This is a genomic window from Rhizobium bangladeshense (assembly GCF_001662075.1).
GTDB classification, from domain to species: Bacteria; Pseudomonadota; Alphaproteobacteria; order Rhizobiales; family Rhizobiaceae; genus Rhizobium; species Rhizobium bangladeshense_B.
In genome coordinates this window covers 487509-511665 of sequence record NZ_LYPL01000001.1, presented here as the reverse complement: position 1 = coordinate 511665, position 24157 = coordinate 487509, and the positions used below count along the sequence as shown (strand labels likewise).

The 24157-nt window shown below is 63.8% G+C and carries 19 protein-coding genes; 3 read left to right on the top strand and 16 right to left on the bottom strand.

Annotated elements, in window-relative coordinates:
- Window positions 1–32 precede the first annotated feature (32 nt).
- The 5 genes from A7X77_RS02455 to A7X77_RS02435 all read right to left on the bottom strand — a co-directional run bounded on the left by A7X77_RS02455 (window position 33) and on the right by A7X77_RS02435 (window position 8318).
- The gene (locus A7X77_RS02455; protein WP_064681414.1) at window positions 33–3650 is read right to left on the bottom strand and encodes a DUF5801 repeats-in-toxin domain-containing protein; all 3618 of its coding nucleotides are present in this window, start codon (window positions 3648–3650) and stop codon (window positions 33–35) included.
- 628 nt (window positions 3651–4278) lie between these two features.
- Complete coding sequence (locus A7X77_RS02450; protein WP_064681692.1) at window positions 4279–4680, bottom strand: GFA family protein; 402 nt, start codon at window positions 4678–4680, stop codon at window positions 4279–4281.
- 9 nt (window positions 4681–4689) lie between these two features.
- The gene (locus A7X77_RS02445; protein ID WP_064681413.1) at window positions 4690–6222 is read right to left on the bottom strand and encodes a S10 family peptidase; all 1533 of its coding nucleotides are present in this window, start codon (window positions 6220–6222) and stop codon (window positions 4690–4692) included.
- A gap of 132 nt (window positions 6223–6354) precedes the next feature.
- Window positions 6355–7644 carry a CynX/NimT family MFS transporter gene (locus tag A7X77_RS02440; protein ID WP_064681412.1) on the bottom strand — a complete coding sequence of 430 codons (1290 nt, stop codon included), beginning with the start codon at window positions 7642–7644 and terminating at the stop codon, window positions 6355–6357.
- Window positions 7641–8318, bottom strand: a complete 678-nt coding sequence (locus A7X77_RS02435; RefSeq protein WP_064681691.1) for a FadR/GntR family transcriptional regulator — start codon at window positions 8316–8318, stop codon at window positions 7641–7643. Before A7X77_RS02435 ends, A7X77_RS02440 begins: the two co-directional genes overlap by 4 nt.
- Window positions 8319–8823: 505 nt before the next feature.
- On the opposite strand from A7X77_RS02435, the gene A7X77_RS02430 reads away from it, so the two are divergent.
- Window positions 8824–9636 (top strand): class II glutamine amidotransferase, encoded by an 813-nt coding sequence (locus tag A7X77_RS02430; RefSeq protein ID WP_064681411.1) that lies wholly within the window; start codon window positions 8824–8826, stop codon window positions 9634–9636.
- Window positions 9637–9766: 130 nt separating this feature from the next.
- Here the strand turns inward: A7X77_RS02430 and coaBC are convergent, their stop codons facing one another.
- Window positions 9767–10975, bottom strand: a complete 1209-nt coding sequence (gene coaBC / locus A7X77_RS02425; protein ID WP_064681410.1) for a bifunctional phosphopantothenoylcysteine decarboxylase/phosphopantothenate--cysteine ligase CoaBC — start codon at window positions 10973–10975, stop codon at window positions 9767–9769.
- Window positions 10976–11098: 123 nt separating this feature from the next.
- Window positions 11099–11863 (bottom strand): SDR family oxidoreductase, encoded by a 765-nt coding sequence (locus A7X77_RS02420; RefSeq protein WP_064681409.1) that lies wholly within the window; start codon window positions 11861–11863, stop codon window positions 11099–11101.
- A 126-nt stretch (window positions 11864–11989) separates the two neighbouring features.
- Here A7X77_RS02420 and A7X77_RS02415 point away from each other — a divergent pair, with 126 nt between their 5' ends.
- Together A7X77_RS02415 and A7X77_RS02410 are read left to right on the top strand one after the other, a co-directional pair.
- Window positions 11990–12901, top strand: a complete 912-nt coding sequence (locus A7X77_RS02415) for a LysR family transcriptional regulator (RefSeq protein ID WP_064681408.1) — start codon at window positions 11990–11992, stop codon at window positions 12899–12901.
- Window positions 12902–12927: 26 nt separating this feature from the next.
- The gene (locus tag A7X77_RS02410) at window positions 12928–14163 is read left to right on the top strand and encodes an MFS transporter (RefSeq protein WP_064681690.1); all 1236 of its coding nucleotides are present in this window, start codon (window positions 12928–12930) and stop codon (window positions 14161–14163) included.
- A gap of 16 nt (window positions 14164–14179) precedes the next feature.
- Here the strand turns inward: A7X77_RS02410 and A7X77_RS02405 are convergent, their stop codons facing one another.
- The 9 genes from A7X77_RS02405 to ubiB form a co-directional block, all read right to left on the bottom strand.
- Window positions 14180–14572 carry a type II toxin-antitoxin system VapC family toxin gene (locus A7X77_RS02405; protein ID WP_064681407.1) on the bottom strand — a complete coding sequence of 131 codons (393 nt, stop codon included), beginning with the start codon at window positions 14570–14572 and terminating at the stop codon, window positions 14180–14182.
- Window positions 14569–14811 (bottom strand): antitoxin, encoded by a 243-nt coding sequence (locus A7X77_RS02400; protein WP_064681406.1) that lies wholly within the window; start codon window positions 14809–14811, stop codon window positions 14569–14571. The genes A7X77_RS02405 and A7X77_RS02400 overlap by 4 nt, the downstream gene beginning before the upstream one ends.
- A 52-nt stretch (window positions 14812–14863) precedes the next feature.
- Complete coding sequence (locus A7X77_RS02395) at window positions 14864–16525, bottom strand: urocanate hydratase (RefSeq protein WP_064681405.1); 1662 nt, start codon at window positions 16523–16525, stop codon at window positions 14864–14866.
- A gap of 65 nt (window positions 16526–16590) precedes the next feature.
- Entirely contained in the window at window positions 16591–16920 is a 330-nt protein-coding gene (locus tag A7X77_RS02390) for a TfoX/Sxy family protein (RefSeq protein WP_064681404.1), read from the bottom strand.
- A gap of 3 nt (window positions 16921–16923) precedes the next feature.
- Window positions 16924–18021 (bottom strand): DUF917 domain-containing protein, encoded by a 1098-nt coding sequence (locus tag A7X77_RS02385; RefSeq protein WP_064681403.1) that lies wholly within the window; start codon window positions 18019–18021, stop codon window positions 16924–16926.
- A complete protein-coding gene (locus A7X77_RS02380; RefSeq protein ID WP_064681402.1) occupies window positions 18002–19282 on the bottom strand; it encodes a Zn-dependent hydrolase in 1281 nt (426 codons plus the stop codon). The genes A7X77_RS02385 and A7X77_RS02380 overlap by 20 nt, the downstream gene beginning before the upstream one ends.
- On the bottom strand, window positions 19279–20658 hold the full coding sequence (locus tag A7X77_RS02375; protein WP_064681401.1) for a dihydroorotase: 1380 nt from the start codon (window positions 20656–20658) through the stop codon (window positions 19279–19281). The genes A7X77_RS02380 and A7X77_RS02375 overlap by 4 nt, the downstream gene beginning before the upstream one ends.
- Window positions 20659–20794: 136 nt before the next feature.
- Window positions 20795–22372, bottom strand: coding sequence for an aromatic amino acid lyase (locus tag A7X77_RS02370; RefSeq protein ID WP_064681400.1), 1578 nt, complete (start codon window positions 22370–22372; stop codon window positions 20795–20797).
- A gap of 201 nt (window positions 22373–22573) precedes the next feature.
- Entirely contained in the window at window positions 22574–24148 is a 1575-nt protein-coding gene (ubiB, locus tag A7X77_RS02365) for a 2-polyprenylphenol 6-hydroxylase (RefSeq protein WP_064681399.1), read from the bottom strand.
- Window positions 24149–24157: the final 9 nt, after the last annotated feature.

Here is a 24157-nt window from a genome sequence, read left to right as displayed (position 1 = left end):
GCGGAGCGGATGCTGCCCCCGTTGGTGACACGTCAGGCGACGTCGACGAGGATGTGTTGCATCTCCGTCTGGTCCCCGTCCGCATCGACCACCTGGAAGGCGAAGTCGAGATTGGCGTCCGGCGTCTGGGTCACGGTGGAGGTGAAGCCGATATCGGTGATCTTCAGCACGTCGTTGTCGGTGGCGTCGAAGTTCACCAGGCTGGAGGTCGCATTGCTGCCCCCGCCGGCGCCGGTCACCCTGTTGAGGTCGATCGCGGTATTATTGCCGGTGATCCCGTTGCCCGACTGCATGATCTGCGCGCCCTGCAGCACGTAGTCTTCGCCAGCCGCGTTGTAGTCGTTCTGCTCGACGATCACGAGGCCGTCATTATTGTCGAGCGTGAACTCGCTGCTGTAGGGAGCCGGGACCTGGCCGGTCTTGTAGATGTCGGCGTTCGACACATACATGGCCCGCGTGATCGTGGCATTGTCGTCGCCGTTGCCGGCGATGTTGTCGGCGCCGTTCACATCGATCAGGTTGAGGATCAGCATCAGGTCTTCGCTGTTGCCGATGCCGTCGAACTTGATCGCCATCGCCCCGGCAGTCGCCGTCGGGGTGAGAGCCTCGTTGGTGATTCCGACATCGCTGTTGAAGAACCGCAAGGTCAGCAGTTCGTCTTTCTGGATCGTGTCGCCGGCGACGCCGTTGGTGCTCTGTGTTGCGGAGACCCAGGTCTCATTGTTGTTGCTCACCATGTCGTGACTGATGCCGGGGGTGAAGGTGGTGTCAGTGGACGAGCCCTCGCCATTGCTCGTCAGGCTGAACGGGTTGCCTCTATTGATCAGGTTGCCGGTGAACTGCACGTAGAAGTCTTCATCGGCAGGCGTAGTCGCATCATCGGCCTGCAGCTTTTCCAGCACGATCGGCGGGTGGCCGGTATTGCTCGTCGGCTGCTTGGAGAGGAGCTCGCTGGTATGGAGAATGTCGAAGCTGAAGCCTTCCAGCGGGTCTGACAGGTTGATGGTATAGGTGTCGGCGGCCTTGTCGAAGACGAGGGTGCCGCCCGCCGTGCCTGCCTGGACGCCGGCCGCCGGATCCCTGTCATAGGTGAAGGTGAAGTTGAACGTCGCGGAGGTGAGGCTCTCCGACGCCAGCGTCACATTCGACGTAACGAGATTGCCCCCGCCGCCGCCGATGATCGTGCCGGTCAGTCCGATCTGGACGCCGGCTGTCCCGCCGTCCTGGTCGACGAAGTCGGAGCCGGTGGCATAGAAGGCAGCCGGGTGGCTATCCGCGCCGATATTGTAGCCGAAGGCGCCGCTGGCCGATGCGTTGAGCAGGTTGGCCAGGGTCTCGTGCTGGATGCCGGCGGCAACGGGGTCGCCGTCGAACGGCACTGTGATCGTCGGCCCGTCGTCTTTGAAGTTCAGGTTCTGACCGATATTGCCGGTGGCCTCGGCCTGATCGCCGTCACGGTCGGTGATGGTGGCGGTCAGGGTTACGAGGTCGGCGGCCGCCAGGGTCCGGCTGTCATCCGGGGTGGTGGTATCGGTATGGATGATTGCCCGTGCCTGGTCGAGGGTGACGACCCCGGCAGCGCTGACGCTGACGGTGAAGACAACGGGACCGCCGACGCCGGCGCGACCGACGACATTGCTGCCTTCCTTGAAGAGCAGGACGGACGCGCCGGTTTCGGTGTCGGTGAGGCCGCTGACATTGTTGTTTACGTTGATGCCGAGCGCATAAGAAATGGCGCCGCCGACGGCGCCGCCATCGGCCCCGGCATTCGAAGTAAAGGAGGTTGAGAAGTCGCCGGTGGCGTTGGTCGTCAGGACGGTCTCGTCGACTGTCACCTGCGGTGGAGTGCCGGTTGCCGCGATCGTCGGTCCGTCATCTTCGAAGTTGAGGTTCTGGCCGATATTGTGGGTGGCCGGGGCGTGATCGCCGTCACCGTCGGTGATGGTGGCGGTCAGGGTCACGAGGTCGGCGGCCGCCAAGGTCCGGCTGTCGTCCGGATTGGTGGTATTGGCATGGACGACGGCCCGCTGCTGGTCGAGGGTGACGACGCCGGTAGCACTGACGCTGACGGTGAAGACAACAGGTCCGCCGGCTCCGGCCCGGCCGACCACACTGCCGCCCTCCAGAAAGAGCAAGACGGCCTGGTTGGTAGCGGTGTCGGTGAGGCCGCTGACATTGGTGACCTGGCTGATGCCGAGCGCATAGGTGATGGTGGCGCCGTCGACGCCGGGAGTCGAGGTGAAGACGGCGGCGAAGTTGCCAGTGGCGTTGGTCGCCAGGTCGCTCTCGTCGACCGTCAGTTGCGGCGGGGTGCCGGTTGCCGTGATCGTCGGCCCGTCATCGTCGAAGTTGATGAAGGAGCCGACCTCTTCGCTGTGGGCGTTGGGGGTCTGCTGCGCGAAATGGACCTCGGTGATGTCAAGCCCTTCGGTCGCATCGATCGCCTCCACATGCAGCCGATCCATCTGGCTGCTTGTGGTGAAATCGACGGTGGTGATGTTGTCGAGCCCGGTAATGGTCACGACGTTCCCGGTGCCGCTGAGCCCGGTTACGGTGACGTTGCCGCTTGCTGTGGCGTAGGTGCCATCAGCGGTGATTTTGGCCAAGGCTGACGCCCCCGTCAATGTGAGGCTGGTGATATCAACGGGGTTGGTGGGACTGCCGTCAAAAAAGTTTGAACCCTGCTCGTTTCCCTGAACGTCAAAAGCGCTGATCTTGATGTCCACCCGTTCAGTCGGAGTAGACGGCGTGAGCTGGTTGATGATGAAACCGGCCTGTAGGATGTTGTCGAGATGGCTGCCATATGCGATGTCCGCGCCGTCACCCGCGCTGGGTGTGCCGCCTGTCACAAAATCGACCTGCAGCACTTCACGTCCTAAAGGTTGATTCTGCCCATCGGTATCCGGGTTGATGCTCTGGTTGTCGACACCAAAACCTTGCTCACTCACGTTGCACTCGCTGTTGACCAGCGCACTGTTGGGGTCGAGTTGGCTCGACCGTACGAGCCCCGTCACCAGCAATTGTTTGGAAGCGTCATCGGGCGAACTGAGCAGGTTGAATTGATTGCTGCCGGGATGGGCATTGTCGCCGGTAAAGCTGATGTCGGTGGTCCCTGTGACCGAGGCAAACACCTTGTTGGTCAGATCGATACGGTCGTCGGGATTGTCCGCATTGGGATGGAGCAGCGGCACGTATTGGACGGTGTAGAGGTCAGCATTGGTGGCGCTGGTACTGACCAGGCCGAGCGAGAAGGCGAGCGGCCCGCTCTCGGCAGGTTCGGCGGACACGTCAGAGGTGCCAATGACGCCGATCACGACGTTTGCATTGGCGCTCTGGAATAGCCAGACATAATTGCCATCGATGGTGCGAATGCCGCTGTTGACGCCGACTGTGGTGGAATACGGGGTGCCGGAGGCGCTTTGCGTGAGAACCACCGACGTGATGGTTTCCCCTGCGCTCGCCGAGGCGACCACGAAATTGGACTGGTAGGCGACCTCGGGTGAGGATAGCCCACCTGAGCTATCGAGGCCCAACATGTATGTCAGCGTCGTGTTGGTGCTATGCGGCAAAAGCGACGGATCGATATCGTCGTCCTGCAAGTTGGCGGTCTCGTCGATGACGAGATCTTGGGTTGTGATGTCGAGTGCCATGGAAATTCTCCCTCGGTTAGGTCGCAGGGAGGCTAGGCCCCGGATGCCGAATGCATCCGGCCGGTCCACTCCTTGCGCATCGGAACTCGCAGCTCTCCATCGATGGCGATTGTCTCGCTGATCAAGAGCGCCAGCCCGTCTCAGCTGGAGGGAATTAAGACTAAAGTCCGTAATTGATTAAGACCAAAGTCTACGCATAAGGTTGCCATAAAAACAACTTCGAAGATTACATTCTCGCAATCACAAGAAAGAGTTTGTAAAATTCGAAAGAAAGGTATGTAGGACTATGCAACCATCACCAAACGCGGCACGAGAATTTCCCCTCCGCTTTCTTTATACTACAAGTTGGGCGAAATTTCACTTAGCCACTTCGAGCTAAGGTGTGCAATGTTTTGATTTTGAACGTAATTTTTTCTTAATTCCAAAAAGGAATACATTTGGGTTGGGATTTCCGCCGGGGAACTGCGGCGCAGCGGATAGTTGAAGATCCGACGCGCGTCCGGTTGCGACGAGAGAAACCCAAGCGAAGCGGGAACAGTACAGGCCGATGTCATAAGCGCCGGTCGGAAACGGCACTCCCGATTGCAGCGCTTCACGTCTTTTCGGACGGGCGGCGTTGGAATGTTTCTCAGTCCTCGCAGTCGAACCGCGGCAGCGGTTCGATATTCCCTGCCCAGGGTAATGCCGAGCGGCACCATATCTGTTTCTTCGGCATCAGTTCCCGCCTCTGGTCGATGCTGCCGAGACGGATGCCGATGGCGCTGCCTTCGCCATTCGTGCGGTAGAGCGGAGATCCGCAATTCGGGCAGAAGAACTGCCGGCTGAGGCCGCCGCTGTCGCCATATTTGCTGTATTCGCGCGGTTCGCCCGATATCAGCGTGAAGCGTTCCGATCGAACCGGCGCGGTGACGCGATAGGCCGAACCCGTCAGCCGCTGGCAATCGGTGCAATGGCAGATCGAAACTCGCTCCGGGTCGATTTCCGCCTGATAGCGGATCGCGCCGCAATGGCATCCTCCTGATATATGCATCGGCATTCCTTAATCCGCCGGCGAAGCGGGCGAGCGCGTGGCATAAAAGGCCCTGGCATCCGCCGTGAAGGCGGCCCGCTGGTCGGCTCTGGTGTAGAACATATGCCCGCCGCGATAGAGCTTCAGCCCGACCCGGCCGCCGGCGAGCGAGGGCGGCAGGTGATCGACCACGTAGCGGCTGACGCCGTAAGGCGTCACCAGATCGCTGTAGCCATGGGCGATCAGCAGGTGGAAGGCCGTGTTCGAGGCAAGCAGTTGCCTGAGGTCATCGGTGGCGCTGGCCTGAAAGCGCGATCCGCCGCCGCGCCCGCCGCCCCATTCCCAGCGCCGGCTGATGTCGCTGTCGAGCAGCGAATAGGTCATCTCGGTCTTGAAGCCGAGCTGGTTGCGGGCATAGTCGGCGAAGGCGCCGCCATAGGCGCGGGTGAAACCGTCCAAGATGGCGTCGTCGCCGCGGTCGTAATCCGATTCCGGATAGGGGTCGGGGGCGGCAAAGGAAGCGTCGTAGGGGCTCATCACCGCGCCGCTGGCGCCATCCGAATGTTTGACGAAGGAATTGCCGAGGAAGCCGCGGTTGCGCGCCACGATATCCTCAGGGATGCCGGTCATAGCGGCGATCCTCCTATAGAAGGCGGCCGCCTTGGCGCCTGTCGGGGGCGGGCCGGCCAGCGTCGTCAGGTAATCGCCGAGCGCGAAGGTCTCGGCCTCGCGCTGCTTCTGTTCGTCGAAGGCGTTTTGCCGGTCGAGCTCGGCGGCCGCCAGCGACGGCAGCTCAAGTGCTGCGCCGAGCGCGAACTGATCGGCGTTGAACATCAACTGGCCTTCGAGCAAGGGCGAAAGCATCACCGCGCCGGCGACGACGATACCCTGGCTTTGCTGCAGCACGGCGGCGACCTTGGCGGCGCGGAAACCGCCATAGCTTTCGCCGAGAAGATATTTCGGCGAGCTCGAGCGGTTGTTGTGGGCGACATAGAGCGCGATCGCCTTGGCGATGCTCTGGGCGTCGGAATTGACGTTGTAATAGTTCGAGGCGTCGTCGGCTTTGTCCGTCCGGCTCCAGCCGGTGCCGATCGGATCGATCAGCACGAGATCGGTGAAATCGAGCCAGGTCTGCTCGTTATCGATGAGCTTGGCGTTGGCGCCGTCGCGGCCCTGAGGCCCGAAATCGAGCACCTTCGGTCCGACCAGCCCGAGATGCAGGAAGGCGGAAGCCGCGCCCGGCCCGCCATTGAAGGCAAAGGTCAACGGCCGGTCGGCCCCCGCGTCTTTCGCGACATAGGCGGTGTAGAAAATCGCACCGGTCCGGGCGCCGTCCTGGCCGAAGAGATCGAGCGTGCCGGCGGTCGCGGTATAGGCGATCTTGCGATCGCCGATCGTCAGCTCGTGTTCCGTGACGGAATCGGCCGGCAGCAGCTTCAGCACGCCCTCGCGCACGCTGCGCTCGACATTCGCCTTCGGTTGACCGCCTTCCTGTGCGGGAGAAAGCGCAGGGAGCAGCGACGCGGCAAGCGCGGCCAGCAGAAACAGGGGTTGTATACGCAAAATGTCTCCTCCGGCGGTGCGGCATGCGGGTTGAGATAGCGTAGCATCCGCAGCAGGCGACCGGCATCAAGAGATGGTGATGGGCCGGTGAGCGAGCGACTGAGTGAGCAAGTGAGCGCGTGAGCGAGCGGCTCAGGATGCCGTCTCGATCGCTCGTACATTCACCTCCAGCGGCCGGCCGGCCTTCCAGCCGTTGATCGCGGCCGCGAGCCCGAGCGCGACGAAGAGAAGCGCGCACCAGGCAAAGCTGCCGGTCCAGCCGCGAATGAGGCCGACGATGAGCGGGCCGACGGCGGCAAGCAGATAACCGACGCATTGCGCCATGCCGGAGAGATGGGCGGCGACATCGGGATCGCGCGAGCGCAGCACGATCGTCGTCATCGCCGCCGCGATCAGCCCGCCCTGGCCGATGCCTTGCAGCAAAGCCCAGAGCCAGACCGTCGACAGCGGCGCGAAGAGCAGGCCGAGCAGGGCGACGACGGCGACGCCGCAGAGGCCGGCATTGATCAGCCGCTGATCGCGGCCGCGCACGGCGATATGCGGCACAACAAGGCAGGATGCGGCCTGCACCATCACCGACAGTGAAACGATCACCCCGGCGGTGACGCCGTCGAGCCCGCGTTCGCGCAGGATCGGAACCAGCCAGCCGAAGACGCAATAGGCGAGCGCCGATTGCAGGCCCATGAACAGTGTCACCTGCCAGGCAAGCCGGTCCCGCCAGAGGCCTTTGACGTGGGTTCCGTTTCGTCTTGCCTGGCCGTTGCTGCGCAGAACCTGCGGCAGCCAGATCAGGCCGACGGCAAGCGCCGGCAGCGCCCAGATGGCGAGCGCACCCGCAAGCGAGCCGCCGAGCGCGTGCTCGAGCGGCAGTGTCAGCCCGGCGGCACTTGCCGCACCCGCGCAGAGCGCCATCGTATAGAAGCCGGTCATCAGGGCGGTGCGTGTGGCGAAATCCCGCTTGACCAGCCCCGGCAGCAGCACGTTGCCGACGGCAATGCAGGCGCCGGCGAGCGCCGTGCCGATAAAGAGCAGCGGCAGGGAAGAAAGCCCGCGCAATGCAGTGCCAAGGGCGAGAAGCAGCATAACGGCGAGCAGCGTACGCTCCGAACCGAGGCGCTGGGCAAGGCGCGGCGCCAGCGGCGAGAAGGCGCCGAGGCAAACAACCGGCAGCGTCGTCAGCAGGCTGGCGCCGAGCGCTGTGAGACCAAGTTCCAAGCGCATTTCGGGCAGAAGCGCCGAGGCGCTTGAAAAGACCGGACGCAGGTTGAAGGCGATCAGCACCAGGCTGGCGCCGAGCAGCAAACGATCTGCGGCACCCTGCACCGGTGTCGCCTGCGGCGGCATCAGGCTGCCGGCCTCGGCGTCTACAAGCAGTTCGTCGGCCGGGTCGAGCGTGGCGGCGAGATCGTTGGAAGGCGTCATGACAGGATCATCCGGTCGAGGGCGGCGAGAACCGGCGCCATGAAGCGGCGCACCGCCGCATCCGCCTTGCCGGGATCGCCGGTTTCGATCGCGTCGACGATATCGGCATGCGCCTGCATATCCGGTTCGGGAATATCCTTGCCCAGCGTCGCCGCGATGGTCTCGGCGATCGAGGCCGAGAAGAAATCATAGATCTCGACCATCGCCCGGTTGCCCGACGCGGCGATGACAGCCTTATGGAAGGCGAGGTCGCGCTCGATGAAGCCGGCCTTGTCGTCGCCGTCATAGGTGCCGCGCTCGGCAAGCAACCGGCGAAGCTCCGTTACCGTCTCCGGCGTCTTGCGGATCGCCGTCAGCCGGGCGGCCTCGACGTCGAGCGCGAGACGCGCCTCGAACTGGTCTCGCAGGCTGGCCCGCCGCGCCATCGTCAGCGGCCGGCCGGCATCGGTGGTGGAGCGAACATAGGTGCCCGACCCTTGCCGCGTTTCGAGATAGCCCTGGGAGACGAGGACACGTACCGCTTCGCGCACCGTGCCGCGGCTGACGGAGAGCATGGCCGACAGCGAGGCTTCATTCGGCAATTTATCGCCGACCGCCCAGCGTTTGCTGAGGATGTCGCCGCGGATCGCCTCGATCGCCTCATCGGCGAGATTTGTCCTGCTGATCGCACGCATGGAGCCACTCATAAAGTCATCGGATGACTTTATGAGTAATGGACTTTCTTCTTCTCGTCAAAGCAAAATCCGGGCAATAAAAAAGGGCCGCCTCAGCGACCCTTTCCATGAGTTTGGCCTCGAACTGGCCTGGACTGTCAAAGCAGCCCCAGGAAGGCGGGTTTTAGAGCGAGGGCTGCCTCGCTTTCATCACCTCTTCCATGCCCGTTACGAGGTCCGAAATCTCATTAGACATTGGATCACCTTCCTTTCGTTCTGTTGCTGATAGACCCAAGGTAGGCTGATTCTTTCGAGATGCAAGCAGAAATCCCCGTCAATGCCCGGCCTCGACGGATCTGACCGTTCACAAAAAAACACAGAGCTTTGCTGAATTTGAAGGCGCCGGGTGCCACGAAACCGTCACCTTGCGCTTGCAAACCCGCCGCGCGTTAAGCTGTTATTAGCCTTGACGTTCGACAATTTCAGCATTCCCGCCGAAGCCGCGGCGGGTCCCGGAGCAAAAGCCATGTGTCGCTGGGCAGCCTATCGCGGAGACCCTCTCTATCTCGAGGAGCTGGTATCCTCGCCCGCCCATTCGCTGATCGAGCAGTCCCATTGCGCTACCCGCGCCAAGACGGCGACCAATGGCGATGGCTTCGGCATCGCCTGGTATGGCGACAGGCCAGAGCCCGGCCGCTACCGCGATATCCTGCCGGCATGGTCGGACTGCAATCTGAAGAGCCTGGCGCGGCAGATCCGTTCGCCGCTCTTCCTCGCCCATGTCCGCGCTGCTACGGGCGGCGGCACGCGCCGCGACAACTGCCACCCTTTTACCCACGATACTTGGTCCTTCATGCACAACGGCCAAATTTCAGGCTTCGAGCGCCTGCGCCGGCCGATGGAGGCGATGCTCGACGACGAACTGTTTAATGTCCGCAGCGGCACGACCGATTCCGAATTGATGTTCCTGCTGGCGCTGCAGTTCGGCCTGCGCGAGGCGCCGATCGCCGCGATGGCTGCGATGGTCGGCTTCGTCGAAGACCTGGCCGAGAACACCATCGGCTCGATCCTGCTGCGCTTTACCGCCGCCTTCTCCGACGGCAACACGCTCTATGCGATCCGCTATGCCACGGATCGCAAGGCGCCGACGCTCTATGCCTCGCCGGTCGGCGCCGGCTATTGCCTCGTCTCCGAGCCGTTGAATGACGATGTCGACGCCTGGGCGGAAATTCCCGATGGCAGCGCCGTCACCGTCGGCAAAAACGGCATCGACGTCGCGGATTTCCGGCCGGAAAATCGGCGCGTCGCCAAGCTGCAGCCTTTGGCCGCCTCCGCATAATTCTCGTCGAAAATCGACGCGATTTTCTAAAGCGTGTCGCGATCTTTCAGATTCGCTTTTCACGCTTTAGGTCTTTGTTTTCACACATGTCTCGCAAAACCGCTGCACACTTTTGCGAGACATGCTCTAACTATCCGCGGAAACGCTCGGCGATCAGCGCCGCTAGCCGTTTGGCGACCTCTTCCTTGGTCAGGTCGGGCCATTGCTCGACACTATCGTGGCGAATGAGTCTGACGCTGTTGTGACTGCCGCCCATGATGCCGGTCGCCGGAGAGACGTCGTTGGCGACGATCATGTCGGCGCCCTTCCTCTCGAGTTTCGCCCTCGCATTGCTCTCCACATCCTGCGTCTCGGCGGCAAAGCCGATCACCAGTTTCGGCCGCATCGTGTGATGGCCGACGGTTTTGAGGATGTCGGGATTCTCCGTCAGCGCCAGCGTTGGGATGGATTCGCCCGGATGTTTCTTCAGCTTCTGGTCGGCGGCCGAGGCGACGCGCCAGTCCGCCACCGCCGCCACCATCACGGCGATATCGGCCGGCAGCGCCGCCAGCACGGCATCGCGCATCTCCTCTGCCCGCTCGACATGAATGGTGTGGACGCCGACAGGGTCGGCGATCGTCACCGGCCCGGAGACGAGCGTCACCTCGGCGCCCAGCTGGGCAAGGGCTGCGGCGATCGCATGCCCCTGCCGGCCGGAGGAGCGGTTGGCGATGTAGCGCACCGGATCGATCGGCTCATGCGTCGGTCCTGACGTGACGATCGCCTTGCGGCCTTTCAGCGGCTTTTCCCCCTCGTCGAGCATGGTTTCGGCAGCAGCGACGATGTCCAGCGGCTCCGCCATCCGGCCGAGCCCGGCCTCGTGGCTTTCCGCCATCTCGCCGGCCATCGGCCCGACAAAGCGGACGCCATCGTCCCTCAGCCTTGCCGCATTGCGCCGGGTGGCCGGATGCGCCCACATTCTCGGATTCATTGCCGGAGCGGCAAGCACCGGCCTCGCCGTTGCCAGGAGCACGGTCGAGGCGAGATCGTCGGCAAGCCCGTTCGCCATCTTCGCCATCAGGTCGGCGCTGGCGGGCGCAATCAGCACGAGATCGCAGTCGCGCGCCAGCCTGATATGGCCGACATCCTGTTCGTCCTGCCGTGAAAACAGATCGACGAAGACGTGATCCGCGGCCAGGGCACCGACGGCAAGCGGTGTCACGAATTCCTGCGCCCCTTTGGTCATGATGGGGCGCACACTTGCGCCGCGCTCACGCAGCCGGCGGATCAGATCCAGGCTCTTATAGGCGGCGATGCCGCCGGAGATGATGAGGAGGATGCGTTTGCCGCTGAGAGCCATGGCTTTCTACCCGTCGCCTTTTTTTGCCCGGCTTCGACCCTAAGCCTTTGGCGCAGAACATGCAATCGCGAACGGGCTGGAGAGGAATCCCCAGCCCGCCGGCCAATATCATGCCGCGCCGTCTCAGTTGCGGGCGATCGAAATGCCGCCGTCGACCAGCGACGCCGTGCCGGTGACGAAGCTGGCATCGTCGGAGGCGAGGTAGAGGACCGAGCGGGCGACTTCGTCCGGCGTCGCGACACGCTTCAGGGCATGCATATTGGTGACGGCAGCCTGCTTGTCCGCCGTATCGTTCATGTCGCGGTACATATCGGTATCGACGGCGCCCGGCAGCACGGCGTTGACGCGCACGCGCTGCTGTCCGAATTCGGCGGCGAGCGCCTGCGTCAGGCCGATCAGGCCGGATTTGCTGGCGGCATAGGCGGCAACGCCGGGAAAGGCGAAGCTGTAGCCGACGAAGGTCGAGGTGAAGATCACCGAGCCGCCACCATTTTCCGCCATCGCGCCGATCTGGTGTTTGGCGGCGAGGAAGGATGCGGTGAGATTGACCGCCAGCGCCTCGCTGAAACCTGCTTCCGAGATGCCGGTGCTCGGACCCGCCTCGCCGATGATGCCGGCATTATTGAAAGCGATGTCGAGCTTGCCGTAATTGGCGACGGCAGCTGCGACCAACGCCTTGTGATAGTCTTCCGACCGGACGTCGCCGGCCACGGCCACGGCATCACCCCCCTCGGCCTTGATCTCCGCCACCAAGCTGTCGAGTTCGCGCTCGCGGCGGGCGCCGACCACGACTTTGGCGCCTTCGGCGGCAAAGAGCTTTGCCGTGACGCGGCCGATGCCGGAGCTTGCGCCGGTGACGATTGCGACCTTGTTGTTCAAGCGGTTCATAGTTCCATCTCCTAATGTTGAAGCGAGACGGCCCCTGCCGTCCCTTCCGTTGAATGGAAGATGGCATTTTCTTTTCGTTCGGATTAGTCTCCAGATCGGGGAATTCGAATTCGGAAAGACCGAACGATGATCAGGGTCGAAGGCATTGCCGCTTTCGTTGCCGTCGTCGAGGCCGGCTCGGTCAGCGAGGCGGCCCGGCGGCTGCGGCTCTCAAAATCCGTCGTCAGCGAAAGGCTGGCAGAACTGGAAAAGGCGCTTGGCGGCACGCTGTTGCACCGTACGACCCGCAAACTCACTCTGACCGAGGACGGTGCGGCCTTCCTGGAACGGGCCGGGCGCATCGTGCGCGAGATCGAGGAGGCGGCCGCCGATATGGCTGAGCGGCGCGGCACGCTGTCGGGGCCGATCCGCATTGCTGCACCCGTCACCTTCGGCCGCATGCATCTCGGTCCGGCGCTCTATCCCTTTCTCGCCGAACATCGCGATATCCACCTGACGCTCGATATCGACGACCGCCGTGTCGACGCCGCCTCGGACGGCTATGACGCCATCATCCGCAACGGCCCGCTCGCCGACAGCCGGTTGGTCGCGTGGAAGCTTGCGCCGAGCCGCCGCCTACTCTGCGCCTCACCGGATTATCTTGCCCGCCAGGGAATGCCGACCTCGCTCGCCGACTTGAACAGCCATCGCGGTATCTTCTACACCAATCGCGGTGTCGCCGACTGGCGCTTCCAGACGCCGGAGGGTGCGATCCTCGTCCGCGCAAAACCGGCGCTCGGCATCAACAACGGCGATATGCTCCGCGATGCCGCGATTGCCGGCCTCGGCATTGCGCTGCTGCCCACCTTCATTGCCGGCCCGGCCATCCGCGAGGGCTTGCTTGCCGAAATCGATGTCGGTCACAGGCCGGAGGCCGAATTCATCTACATGGCCCATCCCGCCGGCCGGAACCCCTCGACCAAGCTGCGCGCGATCGCCGATCATCTGAAGAAGAGTTTTGGCGATCCGCCCTATTGGGATATTGCGGATAATCCATGAAGTCGAAGGTTCGTCAGGATGAAAATATGTCGTCACCCCGTCCCGTGAAGACCGCGTTCCAGGGGGAAAGGCACTATCTGACGCGCGGCACCGCCGCCTATCGCCGCGCCAGCCTGGCCCTTTTCCTCTCCGGCTTTTCCACCTTCTCGCTGCTTTATTGCGTGCAGCCGCTGCTGCCGACCTTTTCGCAGGAATTCTCCGTCAGTCCGGCGAAAAGCTCGCTGGCGCTGTCGTTCTCCACCGGATTCCTCGCACTCGCCATCGTCTGCGCCGCCGCCGTCTCGGAGGGCCTCGGCCGCCGCAGCCTGATGTCGATATCGTTGCTCGGCGCGGCCTTGTTGACGGTGACCACGGCTTTCGCGCCGAGCTGGCAGCTGCTGCTCGTCATCCGCGCCCTGCAGGGCTTCGTTCTCGGCGGCGTGCCCGCCGTCGCCATGGCCTATCTTGCCGAGGAAATCGACCCGCGCGGCCTAGGCGCCACCATGGGCCTTTATGTCGGCGGCACGGCCTTCGGCGGCATGTCCGGCCGCGTGCTGACCGGCATCTTCGCCGAATATCTTGGCTGGCGGCCGGCCCTCTTCCTCATCGGCGCCATCGGCCTTGCCGCCGCGCTCGGCTTCATCGCCCTGCTGCCGCCATCGCGGAATTTCGTCCGCCGGCCGGGCTTCGATCCGCGCTTTCACGCCAAGGCCTGGCTCGGCCATCTCAAAAATCCGGCGCTGCCCTTCATCTTCGCCATTGCCTTCCTGGCGATGGGCTCCTTCGTGACCATCTACAATTACGCCGGCTTCCGTCTCGTGGCTCCGCCCTATGGCCTCAACCAGACCGAACTCGGCCTGATCTTCACCGTCTATCTCTTTGGTATCGGCGGCGCCTCGGTCGGCGGCCTCATCGGAGATCGGGTCGGGCACTTCTCCGTGCTTCTCTTCGGTCTCGCGCTGACCGCCGCCGGCACCGCGTTGACACTCTCCGCCGCGCTGCCATCGATTATCCTCGGGATTATCGTGCTGACGGCCGGTTTCTTCATGAGCCATTCCATCGCCAGCGGCCTCGTCGGCAGGCTCGCGCATGGCACCAAGGGCCACGCCTCGTCGCTCTATATGCTGGCCTATTATGTCGGCTCCAGCGTCATGGGGTCGGCGGGCGGCTGGTTCTTCGCAATCGACGGCTGGGCCGCCGTCGTCACCTTCACCCTTGTCATGCTGGCGCTTGCCTTTACCTCCGCCTGTGCCGCCCAGCGCCTTGCGAGGGACGCCCGATAGTTTTGGAGTGCCGAGCTTAGCCTTCCCAATTCTCGGCCTGCAAACCCGCCGCGCGTTCGAATTTGCTGAGATTGCGGGTAATCAGAATGAGGCCGCGTGCGACGGCCTGCCCGGCAATCAGCACGTCATAGGGTCCGATCGGCGTTCCCGACGCTTGCAGTGCGGCCCGGATTTCCCCCGCCTTTTGCGCATCGTTCCGGTCGAATTCCAGGACGGCGAATTGCAGCCCGCCAATCCGTGCCAGATTCTCTTCGATGCGGAGGCTTTTGTAAGCACCGTAGAAGAGTTTGTGCGCGACGATTGCCGGGATGGCGAAATCCTGCGGCCTGTGTCTGCGCAGTCCGGCGATCAGCCTCTCGTTACCCTTCATCAAGGCAATGACTGCATTCGTATCGAGCAGATACGTCATTTGAAGAAGTCGAGCTCGGGTCGCTCCTGCGGGGCAGGCTGCTCTTCCGCCGCCGTCGCAAAGTCGGGATCGACAGGACCGATCACGTCGGCTAACCACTCCCAATCGTCGGAAATCGGCTCGAGAATGATCGCACGCCCCTGCCGCCGAATGGCGACACTATCACCATCGAAGCGGAATTCCTTGGGCAGCCGGACGGCCTGGGAACGTCCCGACCAGAAAATCTTTGCTGTTTCCATGTCAAAACCTCAATGAGATATGACATTGATATATAGCATGTCGTGGTTCATTTCAATCCAGCCGGATATAGGGCACGTCCTTCTTCGCCACCTCATCCAGCGCCTCCTCGTAGCCCGCATCGGCATAGCGCATGACGCCAAGAGCGGTGTCGTTGGTCAGCGCATGGTCGAGCCGCTCGTCGGCGTCATCGGTGCCGTCGGCGACGACGGTGACGCCGCAGCTCGTCATGTAGCCGGCATAGCCGCCGCCACCGGAATGGACGACGACGAGATCGGCCATCGACGAGCACAGCATCATCGCGTCGATCAGCGGCCAGTCGGCGATCGCGTCGGAACCGTCCTTCATCCGCTCCGTCATGATATTGGGATGCGCCATGGCGCCGGCATCGAGATGGTCGCGGGAAAAGGCGACGGGGCCCTTCAGTTCGCCGCCTGCGACCAGCGCATTGACGCGCCGCGCCAGCATCGTGCGTTCGCCGTGGCCGAGCCAGGCAATGCGGGCCGGCAGCCCCTCGAAGGGAACGTGCTCGCGCGCCAGCCGGATCCAGTTGGTGATGATCTTGTTGTCGGGGAAGAGTTCGAGCAGCAGGTCGTCGATGCGGGCGATATCGCTCTCCTCGCCTGACAGCGCTATCCAGCGGAACGGCCCGATCGCCCGGGCAAAGAGCGGCCTCAGATAGGCTTCGGTGAAGATCGGAATCTCGAAGGCGTGGGTGACGCCGCCTTCTTTCGCCTGGGTGCGGATGAGGTTGCCGTTGTCGAAGACCTCGGAGCCGCGCTTCTGGAAATCCAGCATCGCCGTCACATGCTCGACGATCGAAGCGCGGCTCGCCGCCATCAATTGTCCCTGGCCATCGTCGCGCAGTTCTCTCACCTGATCGAGGCTCATGCCCTTCGGCACATAGCCATAGACCAGATCGTGCGCCGAGGTCTGGTCGGTGACGATGTCGGGCACGATGCCGCGCCTTGCGATTTCGGGATAAACCTCCGCCGCATTGCCGACGAGGCCGACGGAGAGGGCCCGCCTGTCCTTCACCGCCGCATCGATCATCTCAAGAGCGGTATCAAGATCGGGCGCGATCTCCTGGAGATAACCGATCTGCTGGCGCTTGTGGGCGCGCTCCGGATCAATGTCGATGCAGAGGATCGCAGCGCCCGCCATGCGGCCGGCGAGCGGCTGGGCTCCGCCCATGCCGCCGAGACCGGCCGTCAGCACGAAGCGGCCGGCGAGATCGCCGCCGAAGCGCCGCTCGGCGATGCGCATGAAGATCTCGTAGGTCCCCTGGATGACGCCCTGGCTGCCGATATATTGCCAGGCACCCGCCGTCAGTCCGCCCCAGCAGATCAGTCCCTTGCGCTGCAGCTCGTAAAACACCTCGGCCTTCGCCCATTGCCCGACAATATTGCAGTTCGCCATGATGACGAGCGGCGCCCTGGCATGCGTCTTCACCAGGCCGATCGGCTTGCCGGACTGGATGAGCAGCGTCTGGTCTTCCTCCATCTCGGTCAGCGCCTTGACGATGCCCTTGTGCGCCGCCCAGCTGCGGGCCGCCTTGCCGAGCGCGGCATAGACGATCAGGTTGTCGGGATCCTCGCCGACCGACAGTACGTTTTCGAGCAGGCGCAACAGCGCTTCCTGCCGCCAGCCTCTGGCGCGCAGCTCCGGCCCGCCGGGAATCGGAAATTTCGGATGACGCGGATTGGCCTTCGGCATGGTGATTTCCTCGCTTGATTCTCTGCTTTTTCCCTTGTCCCCGGGGGGAGAAGGGGAGTGGCAGGTTATTTGGCCGGCAGCGATTTCACATAGGCGAGCGCGCCGTCCAGTAAACGCCGTCTCAGCGCATCGTCGCCATAAACCTCGGCCGTCGCCCGCACCCAGCCCTGCATCACCCGTTCGCCGGATAGCATCTGGATCACGCCAGGCAGCGCCAGCGCCCAGCCGTCATTGCCCTTGCCGAGGCGGATCAGCATGCCGTCACTGCGCGCACCACAAAGCAGGTTGCCGTTCAGCAGGAAGGCCCGGCCGCCGAACATGGATTTTTCGGTGAGCCCCGACCGGTCGCCGAGTTCCTGGCGCAGCAGTTCTTCGAGGCCGGGATCGCGCGTCATGGCTCAGGCCTTCGTTTCCAATGCGTAGCGGGCGATCTCGATCCCCATCGCCTTTTCGACGACTGGATAGACGGTCGGATCGAGCACGCTTGCCGACAGCGGAATGATATCTTTCGGCACATGCAGGATGAAGACCTGCATGCCGTTCCTAAGCTGGCCGACGCTGAGCGGCTCACCCTCGGGCGACAGCGTGGTGATCACCGCGGGGAAGGTGGCAAGCCGCCCGCCATCGGCATCGTCCACCGCCATATATTCGTTCATCACATGCAGCGTCACCGATTTTGCCCCCGAACCGACAATGACCGTGCCGATGTCGAAGGCTTCCCTGGTGTAGACGACCTCTTTTCGAGATATGACGCCCTCGGCGAGGATGTGCCCGCCCGTCGTCTTGCAGATCGCGTCGATGACGGCGGACCCGCCGCGTTTCTCCGCCGCGATGATCGCCTCTCCGAGCGCAAGCGCCATCGAGATGCCGCCGAGCGCCGCATGGCTGCGGACATAGGAGGCGCGCAGCGGGTTGCGGCAGCTGGCGATGAAGCCGCCGGATTGATCGGCGGCGGCACGCAGCACCGGCGAGATCTTGGCCGTCGCCCCTTTCACTACGAGTTCGATATAACGGTTTTCGGCCCGGTTGCCGCCGACGGCCGTCTGGATCATCGGCTCGGCCGAGGCCGCCATGCCGATCGAGCCCATGTCGCCGGTGGGGTGGGCGCGGATATCGCCGACGGCATCGACCACCTTGGTGCCGAGGATCGCCGACGGCAGCCAGCCGTTCAGCGTCGAGGACTTGCCATTCTGGCCGATGATCAGCCCGGAAAGCTTTTCGCCCAGCGCCTCCTGCAGGAGCTGCACGGCCTTGACATAATCGATGCCCTGCATTTCCCAGGGCGTGGTGGAGGCCGGCGCGCCGATGGCAGCAGCCGTCGCGATCCAGTCATCGTCCCGCAGCTCGTCGATCGAGACCAGCTCCGGCTTGCCGGTATTGACGGCCGCAAGCCCGAGCATCCGCCCGTGATCGGCCCAGCCGCCGCCGCCGGCGGCATAGACGGAGCCGCCCTTGACGGCGGCTTCGACGTCCTTCTCAACCAGTATGCGTCCCATCAGCCTTCTCCCGCTTCGAATCCGTGTCCAACTCGCGCGCCGCCTCGAACAGCACGGCGGCGCCGAGCGCGATGTCGTCATTGTCGGCCCACTCGTCGGCACAATGGCTGCGGCCTGCCCGGCAGGGCACGAAGATCATGGCCGCCGGCGCCACCTTGGCGATCCATGCCGTGTCGTGTCCGGCGCCCGAGGCCATGCGCCGATGTTTCGCGCCGACGCGCTCGCAGGCGGCCTCGAGCGTCGAAAGCAGCCTGGCATCGCCCGGCGTCGGCAGATTGTCGGATACTCGGGTCGGCGCCTCGATCCTCACGCCATAGGCGGTCGCGAGCTTTTCGACATGGCCGTCGAGCCAGCGGCAGAAGGCCTCCATATCGGCGCGGATTTCCGCGCGCCCGTCGATCAGCAGCACGACCTTCGACGGCACGACATTGGCGGCATTCGGCTCGATCCTGAATTCGCCGACCGTCGCCGCAAAATGCCCCGGCGTCTTGGCCAGCTCGGCGGCGGCGTTGCGGATGTCGAGCACCAGCTGCGATGCCGCCACCAGCGCATCCGCCCGCCGGTCCATCGGCGTCGTGCCGGCATGGTCGGCCCGTCCCTCGACGGCAATTTCGATGCGGGTGATGCCGGCGATCGCGGTGACGATGCCGATATCCTTCCGTTCGGCTTCGAGCACCGGCCCCTGCTCGATGTGCAGCTCGAGAAAGCCCGCTATGTCAGGCCTCTTCTGCTGCGCCAGGACACCAGGCTCGCCGCCCACCTGGACAATACCTCCAGCAAGATCAAGATCGCCGCTGACGCGCGAAAGCCAGGCCTCCGGCAGTTGCCCGGTCATGCCGCGGCTGCCGATGCAGGAGACGCCGAAGATGCTGACTTCTTCAGCGAGGAAATCGACGATCTCCAGATCGTGGTCGAGCTCGATGGTCTGGTCGCTGAGCGCACGCGCCACCTCAAGCGCCGCGATCACGCCGGCAATCCCATCGAAGCGGCCGCCGTCCGGCACCGTGTCGGAATGCGAGCCGAGCATGATCGTGCCGAGCCATGGTTTGCGGCCGGTGCGCCGGCCGATCAGATTGCCGGCCGCGTCGATCCGCGTTTCCAGTCCGGCCGCTTTCATCCGCGCTTCGAGATAGCTCCGGCCTTCGCGAAAGAGCGGCGAGAAGGCCCGCCGCGTCCAGGGATGCCCCGGCTCGGTGATCGCCGCCAGCGCCTCGATATCCTCAGCGATCCGGTTGGCATTGACGGGAAGATTGCGGCTCATGCACCGGCTCCCGCAATGACGTGGCGCGACGGCGGCCGGACGAACCGGCCAGTGCCGGGTTTGGCCAGCACCCTGCCGCCCTCGGCGATCGTTTGGCCGCGCAGGTAGGTGGCCGCCACCGTCCACGGTAGGGCAATGCCGTTATAGGGGCTCCAGCCGACGACATTGTTGCCGCTTGCCGACGCATCATAGACGCTTTCCCGCGGTTCCAGCACGGCGATATCGGCATCTTTGCCCGGCGTCAGCGCCCCTTTGATATGGTCGAGCCGGAAATGCTTCGCTGGGTTCTCCGCCATCAGCCTGGCCGCCCACGTCAGTGGAATGCCGCGCTCGATGGCGCCTTTGACGAAAAGCGGCATCATCACCTCGAGGCCCGGCACGCCGGATGCGTTCGCGAGCATCTCGGGATTGGTCTTGCGGTTCTCCGACCAGCTGACGTGATCGGTCGAAACCAGCCAGACGTCGCCGTCGGCCACCTTCCGCCAGAGCGTCTCCACCTCGGCGCGCGGCCGCAGCGGAGGATTGATCTTCGCCTTGCCGCCGAGGCGCTTGACGTCGTTCTCTTCATCGAGCGTCAGATAATGGATGCAGCATTCGACGGTCGCCGCAAAACCGTCACGCCGATAGGCGCGGGCGATATCGTAGCCGCGCCCGAGCGAGCAGTGCACCACATGCGCCGGGCAGCCGGTGGCTGCACCCGTTTCGAAGATCGTGTGCATCGCCAGGAGTTCGGTGATCGGTGGCCGCGACAGGCCGTGCCCCCGCCAATCGGTGATGCCGCTCGCCTTCACCTGTTCCATGTAGCTGCGCACCGCCTCGTCGTCTTCATTGTGCACGCCTGCTGTCAGCCCCGTCGGCGCGATGGCGCCAAAGCAGGCGTCGAGCAGGGCCGGCGGGATGCGCGGAAAGCGCTTGGGGTCGGTGCCGAAAGTCGAGAATTTGAAAGCCGCAACCCCCGCCTCGACCATCTCGCAGATCCGCGCCGGGCCTTCTTCCGGATCGACGGTGCCGTAAAGCGCGAAGTCGACGCGCGCCTGCTGCCCGGCATGGTCGATCTTGCGTTTGACCGCCGCCGCCGAGGAGACGAGATCACCCTCGTCATAGGGCATGTCGACGATCGTGGTCACGCCGCCGGCCGCTGCCGACCGCGTCGACCAGATGAAGTCCTCCTGGTCCTTCTGGGAAAGCGAATGCACTTGGGCGTCGATGGCGCCGGGCAGGATCAGCGCTCTGCCGAGCAGATGCCGTTCGCGCGCCGCAGGCGGCACGCCGAGGCCGACCTCGGCGATCTTGCCGTCGCGGGCGGCGACATAGCCCTCTTCGAGAATGCGGTCCGGCAGCACCACCGTGCCCTGCAGAACGAGATCGAAGTCCATGCCGCTTCCTCCTAACTGAAGTCAGACCGTTGCCGGCCGGAGCAGGATGCCAAAGCGCGAGCTGCTTTCGCACGGCATTCATGCCCCGACTGGTTAATGTAGAACAGGATCCGGATTTTCAGGCCCTGGCCTGACATCATCCTGTTCGGCTGGCCAGCCGCTCCTCGATGGGTTCCGGCGAGCCGAGCGCGAAGAAATCGTCGAAGGAGGCGATCGGCACCTGCTCGATCAGTTTTGCCAGAAAATGGTCCGATCCGAGCTCTTCCTCGATCGCCTCCACCTCGGCCGAAAGCGGCCGGTCGACGGTATAAAAAGCCGCGTGTTTGCGCACGACCTGATAAAGCATGCCGGCGACGCCCTTCGGTTCGTCTCCGAGAATGTCGATTGCCTGGGCCGAGAGCAGTGCCTCGAGTGCCGCAAGCCGCTTCAGCGCCTGCATCTGCCGTTCGAAGCGTTCGATGACCAGCGGCAGGAAGGCCGCCTCGTCCTCGAGGCCGGCGGCAACGACGAGCGACTGCGCCGAAACGGGACCGGACATCGACAGGACGCGCGAGAAGATCTCGCCGGCAAGCTTGATGATCGGCCCGAAGCCGGTGGCGATCCGTCCCGGGGGCACGAGATTGACCGGCAAGTCGCGCCGCTGGCCGTTGCCGAGAATGACGCAGCGGTTGAAGGCGTTGCGCGCCGCATGCGCCATGCAGAGGGCGGCCGATTCGAGCAGAATGGTCACATCGAGCGGCAGCGATCCGCCGGAGGTCATCACCCTGCCTTCCACCACCACTGGATTGTCGTCCGAGCGGCCGGTGGCGGCAAGGATCTTGTGGCCTGTTGACAGCAGGTTTTCGATGACGGCGCCGAACACCTGGGCGATCATGCGCAGGCTGAGCGGATCCTGCACATGTGTTGCAACCGGCCAGTTCCAGTCCTCCGACGCATTGCAGAGCCAGGCGCCGATCAGCGCCTCGCGCGCCGTGCCGACATGGCGGACGGCTTTCCAGGGATCGCGGGAGGCGCCGAGCGCACCGGCCGCCATCATCGCCGTCGCCAGCAGGATGCGGATCGAGGCAGCCGCATTGCGTGTCGTTTCCGCAGCTGCGGCAAAGCTCACCGCATTGATGCTGAGCGAGGCGAGGCTGTCGCGCGGCGCCATCCGCACCGGTTCCAGCCCTGCCGCCCGGAAGGCGTCGGCGGCCTGCATCCGCTTGCCGCGATAGACTGCTTCGCCGACGCCGGTCAGCACTGCGCCGATCTGCCCCATCAGGCCGATATCGGCGCAGCCGATCGAGCCGGTGCGGCGCACGACCGGGACGACATCGGCCTCCAGCATCCTGATATAGGCCTCGATCAGCTCCGGGGTGCAGCCGACTTGGCCGGTCAGCGCCGTATTGACGCGGATCGCCATGGCGTTGCGCACGACGTTGCAGGAAAACGGCGTGCCGGTACCGAAATGATGGGCGCGCACTAGGCCGAGATTGAAAGTGTCGAGTTCGTCGGCCGACCACTCCACATCCTTCATCGCGCCGACACCGGTTGTCGAGCCATAGACCGGCATGCCCGAAGCAATCGCATCCTCGACGATCTCGCGGGCGATGGCGATGCGGGCCATGCCGGTTGCCGAAGCAGAAATCGTCGCCTTGCCCGCACCGATGGTCACCATCTCGGCGAAACCGAGCGGTCGTCCGGAAAGTTCGATGCCAGGGCGTTCGTGCTGCATGTGCCAGATCTCCTAGAACACGATGATTTTAGGCCGGTCCGGCCGAAAATCTGAATCCTGTTCTAAATTAAAGAGCCAGAGCATGTGTCGCCCGAAAACCGCTCACACTTTTCGGCATCATGCTCTAACGGTGAGACTAAGCGAGCCCTCCGTCACATGGGATATCCTAAATGCCGAACACAGCATGTTATCGAGAGGCGGTCAGCTCAGCATCCAGGCAATATAGAGAAGCGTCAATGCGATGACCCACAGCGCGACCCTGGCCGAGCGGTTGTGCCGTGCTTCCGCCTTGCCGATCGCCTCGGCTGTCTCCTCGTCGAAACGCAGGCCGTGCTCGCTCATATGCAGCAGCTGATGATGGAATTTTTCGGTCTTCGCCGCAATTTCCGGCACGGCTTCGGCAAGCTTGACCGCCGCCTTCAGCCCATCCTTGAGATCGGTGGCGATCCGCTTCGGCCCGAGATTGTTGCGAATCCAGTCTCCGACGACAGGCTCGGAGGCCTTCCACATGTTGAAGCGGGGGTTGAGCATGCGTGACACGCCCTCAACCACGACCATGGTCTTCTGCAGCATCACCAGTTCCGGCCGGGTCGCCATGTCGAAGAGTTCGGTCACTTCGAACAGCAGCGTCAAGAGCTTGCCCATCGAGATCGTTTCGGCCGGCTGCCCATGGATCGGTTCGCCGATCGCCCGGATGGCCTGGGCGAAGCTCTCGACATTGTGATGTCCAGGCACATAGCCCGCCTCGAAATGTACCTCGGCGACGCGGATGTAATCGCGGGTGATGAAACCATAGAGGATTTCGGCGAGGAACCGCCGTTCCTTCTTGCCGAGCCGCCCGACGATGCCCATGTCGACGGCGACGATCATGCCACCGGCATCGACGAAGAGATTGCCCGGATGCATGTCGGCATGGAAGAAGCCGTCGCGCAGCGTATGGCGCAGGAACGACTGGATCAGCGTGTCGGCAAGCAGGTTGAGATCGTGGCCGGCGGCGCGCAGCCCCTCGACATCAGACATTCTCGTGCCGTCGATCCACTCCATGGTGATGACGTCGCGGCCTGTGCGCTCCCAGTCGACCTTCGGTACGCGGAAGCCGGGATCGCTGTCGGTGTTTTCGGCGATCTCCGAAAGCGCTGCTGCCTCCAGGCGAAGATCCATCTCCACCTTTGTCGTCTGTTCGAGCGTCTTCGTCACCTCGACCGGCCGCAGCCGCCGGCTGGACGGCATGAAGCGCTCCTGCATATGGGCGACGAGGTACATGGCCTCGATGTCGTGCGCAAAACGCTGGCGCACGCCGGGTCGTACGATCTTGACGGCGACTTTCTTGCGGCCCTGCGATGTCTCGACTTCGGCCGGGTGGACCTGGGCGATCGAGGCGGCGGCGATCGGCTCGCCGAAGCTCGCATAGAGTTCACCGATCGGCCGCCCGAGCGAGCCTTCGATATTCGCCTTTGCCGCAGCCGAGGGAAAGAAGGCCATCCGGTCCTGCAGCTGCGACAGGTCGTTGGCGAATTCGACGCCGACGACATCCGGCCGCGTTGCCAGGAACTGCCCGATCTTCACATAGGAGGGGCCAAGCCGCTCGACGGCCTGCGCCAGCCGGTCGCTGCGCTTGATCGCCTTGGCGCGGCTGCGCGCAAATAGGCCGACGAAGGATTTGGCGAGGCTGATCGAGGGCGGCAGCCCCTCGGAGGGCAATGCCGAGATCACCCCTTCGCGCACGAGAATCCAGCCGACTCGGACGAGCCTGAGATATGCTCCGAAAGTGCTCATGCAGACTTG

Excerpts from the sequence above, each read along its gene's own strand:
- A7X77_RS02455 (WP_064681414.1), bottom strand. The coding sequence starts at position 3,650 with ATGGCACTCGACATCACAACCCAAGATCTCGTCATCGACGAGACCGCC.
- A7X77_RS02450 (WP_064681692.1), bottom strand. The coding sequence starts at position 4,680 with ATGCATATATCAGGAGGATGCCATTGCGGCGCGATCCGCTATCAGGCG.
- A7X77_RS02440 (WP_064681412.1), bottom strand. The coding sequence starts at position 7,644 with ATGACGCCTTCCAACGATCTCGCCGCCACGCTCGACCCGGCCGACGAA.
- A7X77_RS02435 (WP_064681691.1), bottom strand. The coding sequence starts at position 8,318 with ATGCGTGCGATCAGCAGGACAAATCTCGCCGATGAGGCGATCGAGGCG.
- A7X77_RS02430 (WP_064681411.1), top strand. The coding sequence starts at position 8,824 with ATGTGTCGCTGGGCAGCCTATCGCGGAGACCCTCTCTATCTCGAGGAG.
- coaBC (WP_064681410.1), bottom strand. The coding sequence starts at position 10,975 with ATGGCTCTCAGCGGCAAACGCATCCTCCTCATCATCTCCGGCGGCATC.
- A7X77_RS02420 (WP_064681409.1), bottom strand. The coding sequence starts at position 11,863 with ATGAACCGCTTGAACAACAAGGTCGCAATCGTCACCGGCGCAAGCTCC.
- A7X77_RS02415 (WP_064681408.1), top strand. The coding sequence starts at position 11,990 with ATGATCAGGGTCGAAGGCATTGCCGCTTTCGTTGCCGTCGTCGAGGCC.
- A7X77_RS02410 (WP_064681690.1), top strand. The coding sequence starts at position 12,928 with ATGTCGTCACCCCGTCCCGTGAAGACCGCGTTCCAGGGGGAAAGGCAC.
- A7X77_RS02405 (WP_064681407.1), bottom strand. The coding sequence starts at position 14,572 with ATGACGTATCTGCTCGATACGAATGCAGTCATTGCCTTGATGAAGGGT.
- A7X77_RS02400 (WP_064681406.1), bottom strand. The coding sequence starts at position 14,811 with ATGGAAACAGCAAAGATTTTCTGGTCGGGACGTTCCCAGGCCGTCCGG.
- A7X77_RS02395 (WP_064681405.1), bottom strand. The coding sequence starts at position 16,525 with ATGCCGAAGGCCAATCCGCGTCATCCGAAATTTCCGATTCCCGGCGGG.
- A7X77_RS02390 (WP_064681404.1), bottom strand. The coding sequence starts at position 16,920 with ATGACGCGCGATCCCGGCCTCGAAGAACTGCTGCGCCAGGAACTCGGC.
- A7X77_RS02385 (WP_064681403.1), bottom strand. The coding sequence starts at position 18,021 with ATGGGACGCATACTGGTTGAGAAGGACGTCGAAGCCGCCGTCAAGGGC.
- A7X77_RS02380 (WP_064681402.1), bottom strand. The coding sequence starts at position 19,282 with ATGAGCCGCAATCTTCCCGTCAATGCCAACCGGATCGCTGAGGATATC.
- A7X77_RS02375 (WP_064681401.1), bottom strand. The coding sequence starts at position 20,658 with ATGGACTTCGATCTCGTTCTGCAGGGCACGGTGGTGCTGCCGGACCGC.
- A7X77_RS02370 (WP_064681400.1), bottom strand. The coding sequence starts at position 22,372 with ATGCAGCACGAACGCCCTGGCATCGAACTTTCCGGACGACCGCTCGGT.
- ubiB (WP_064681399.1), bottom strand. The coding sequence starts at position 24,148 with ATGAGCACTTTCGGAGCATATCTCAGGCTCGTCCGAGTCGGCTGGATT.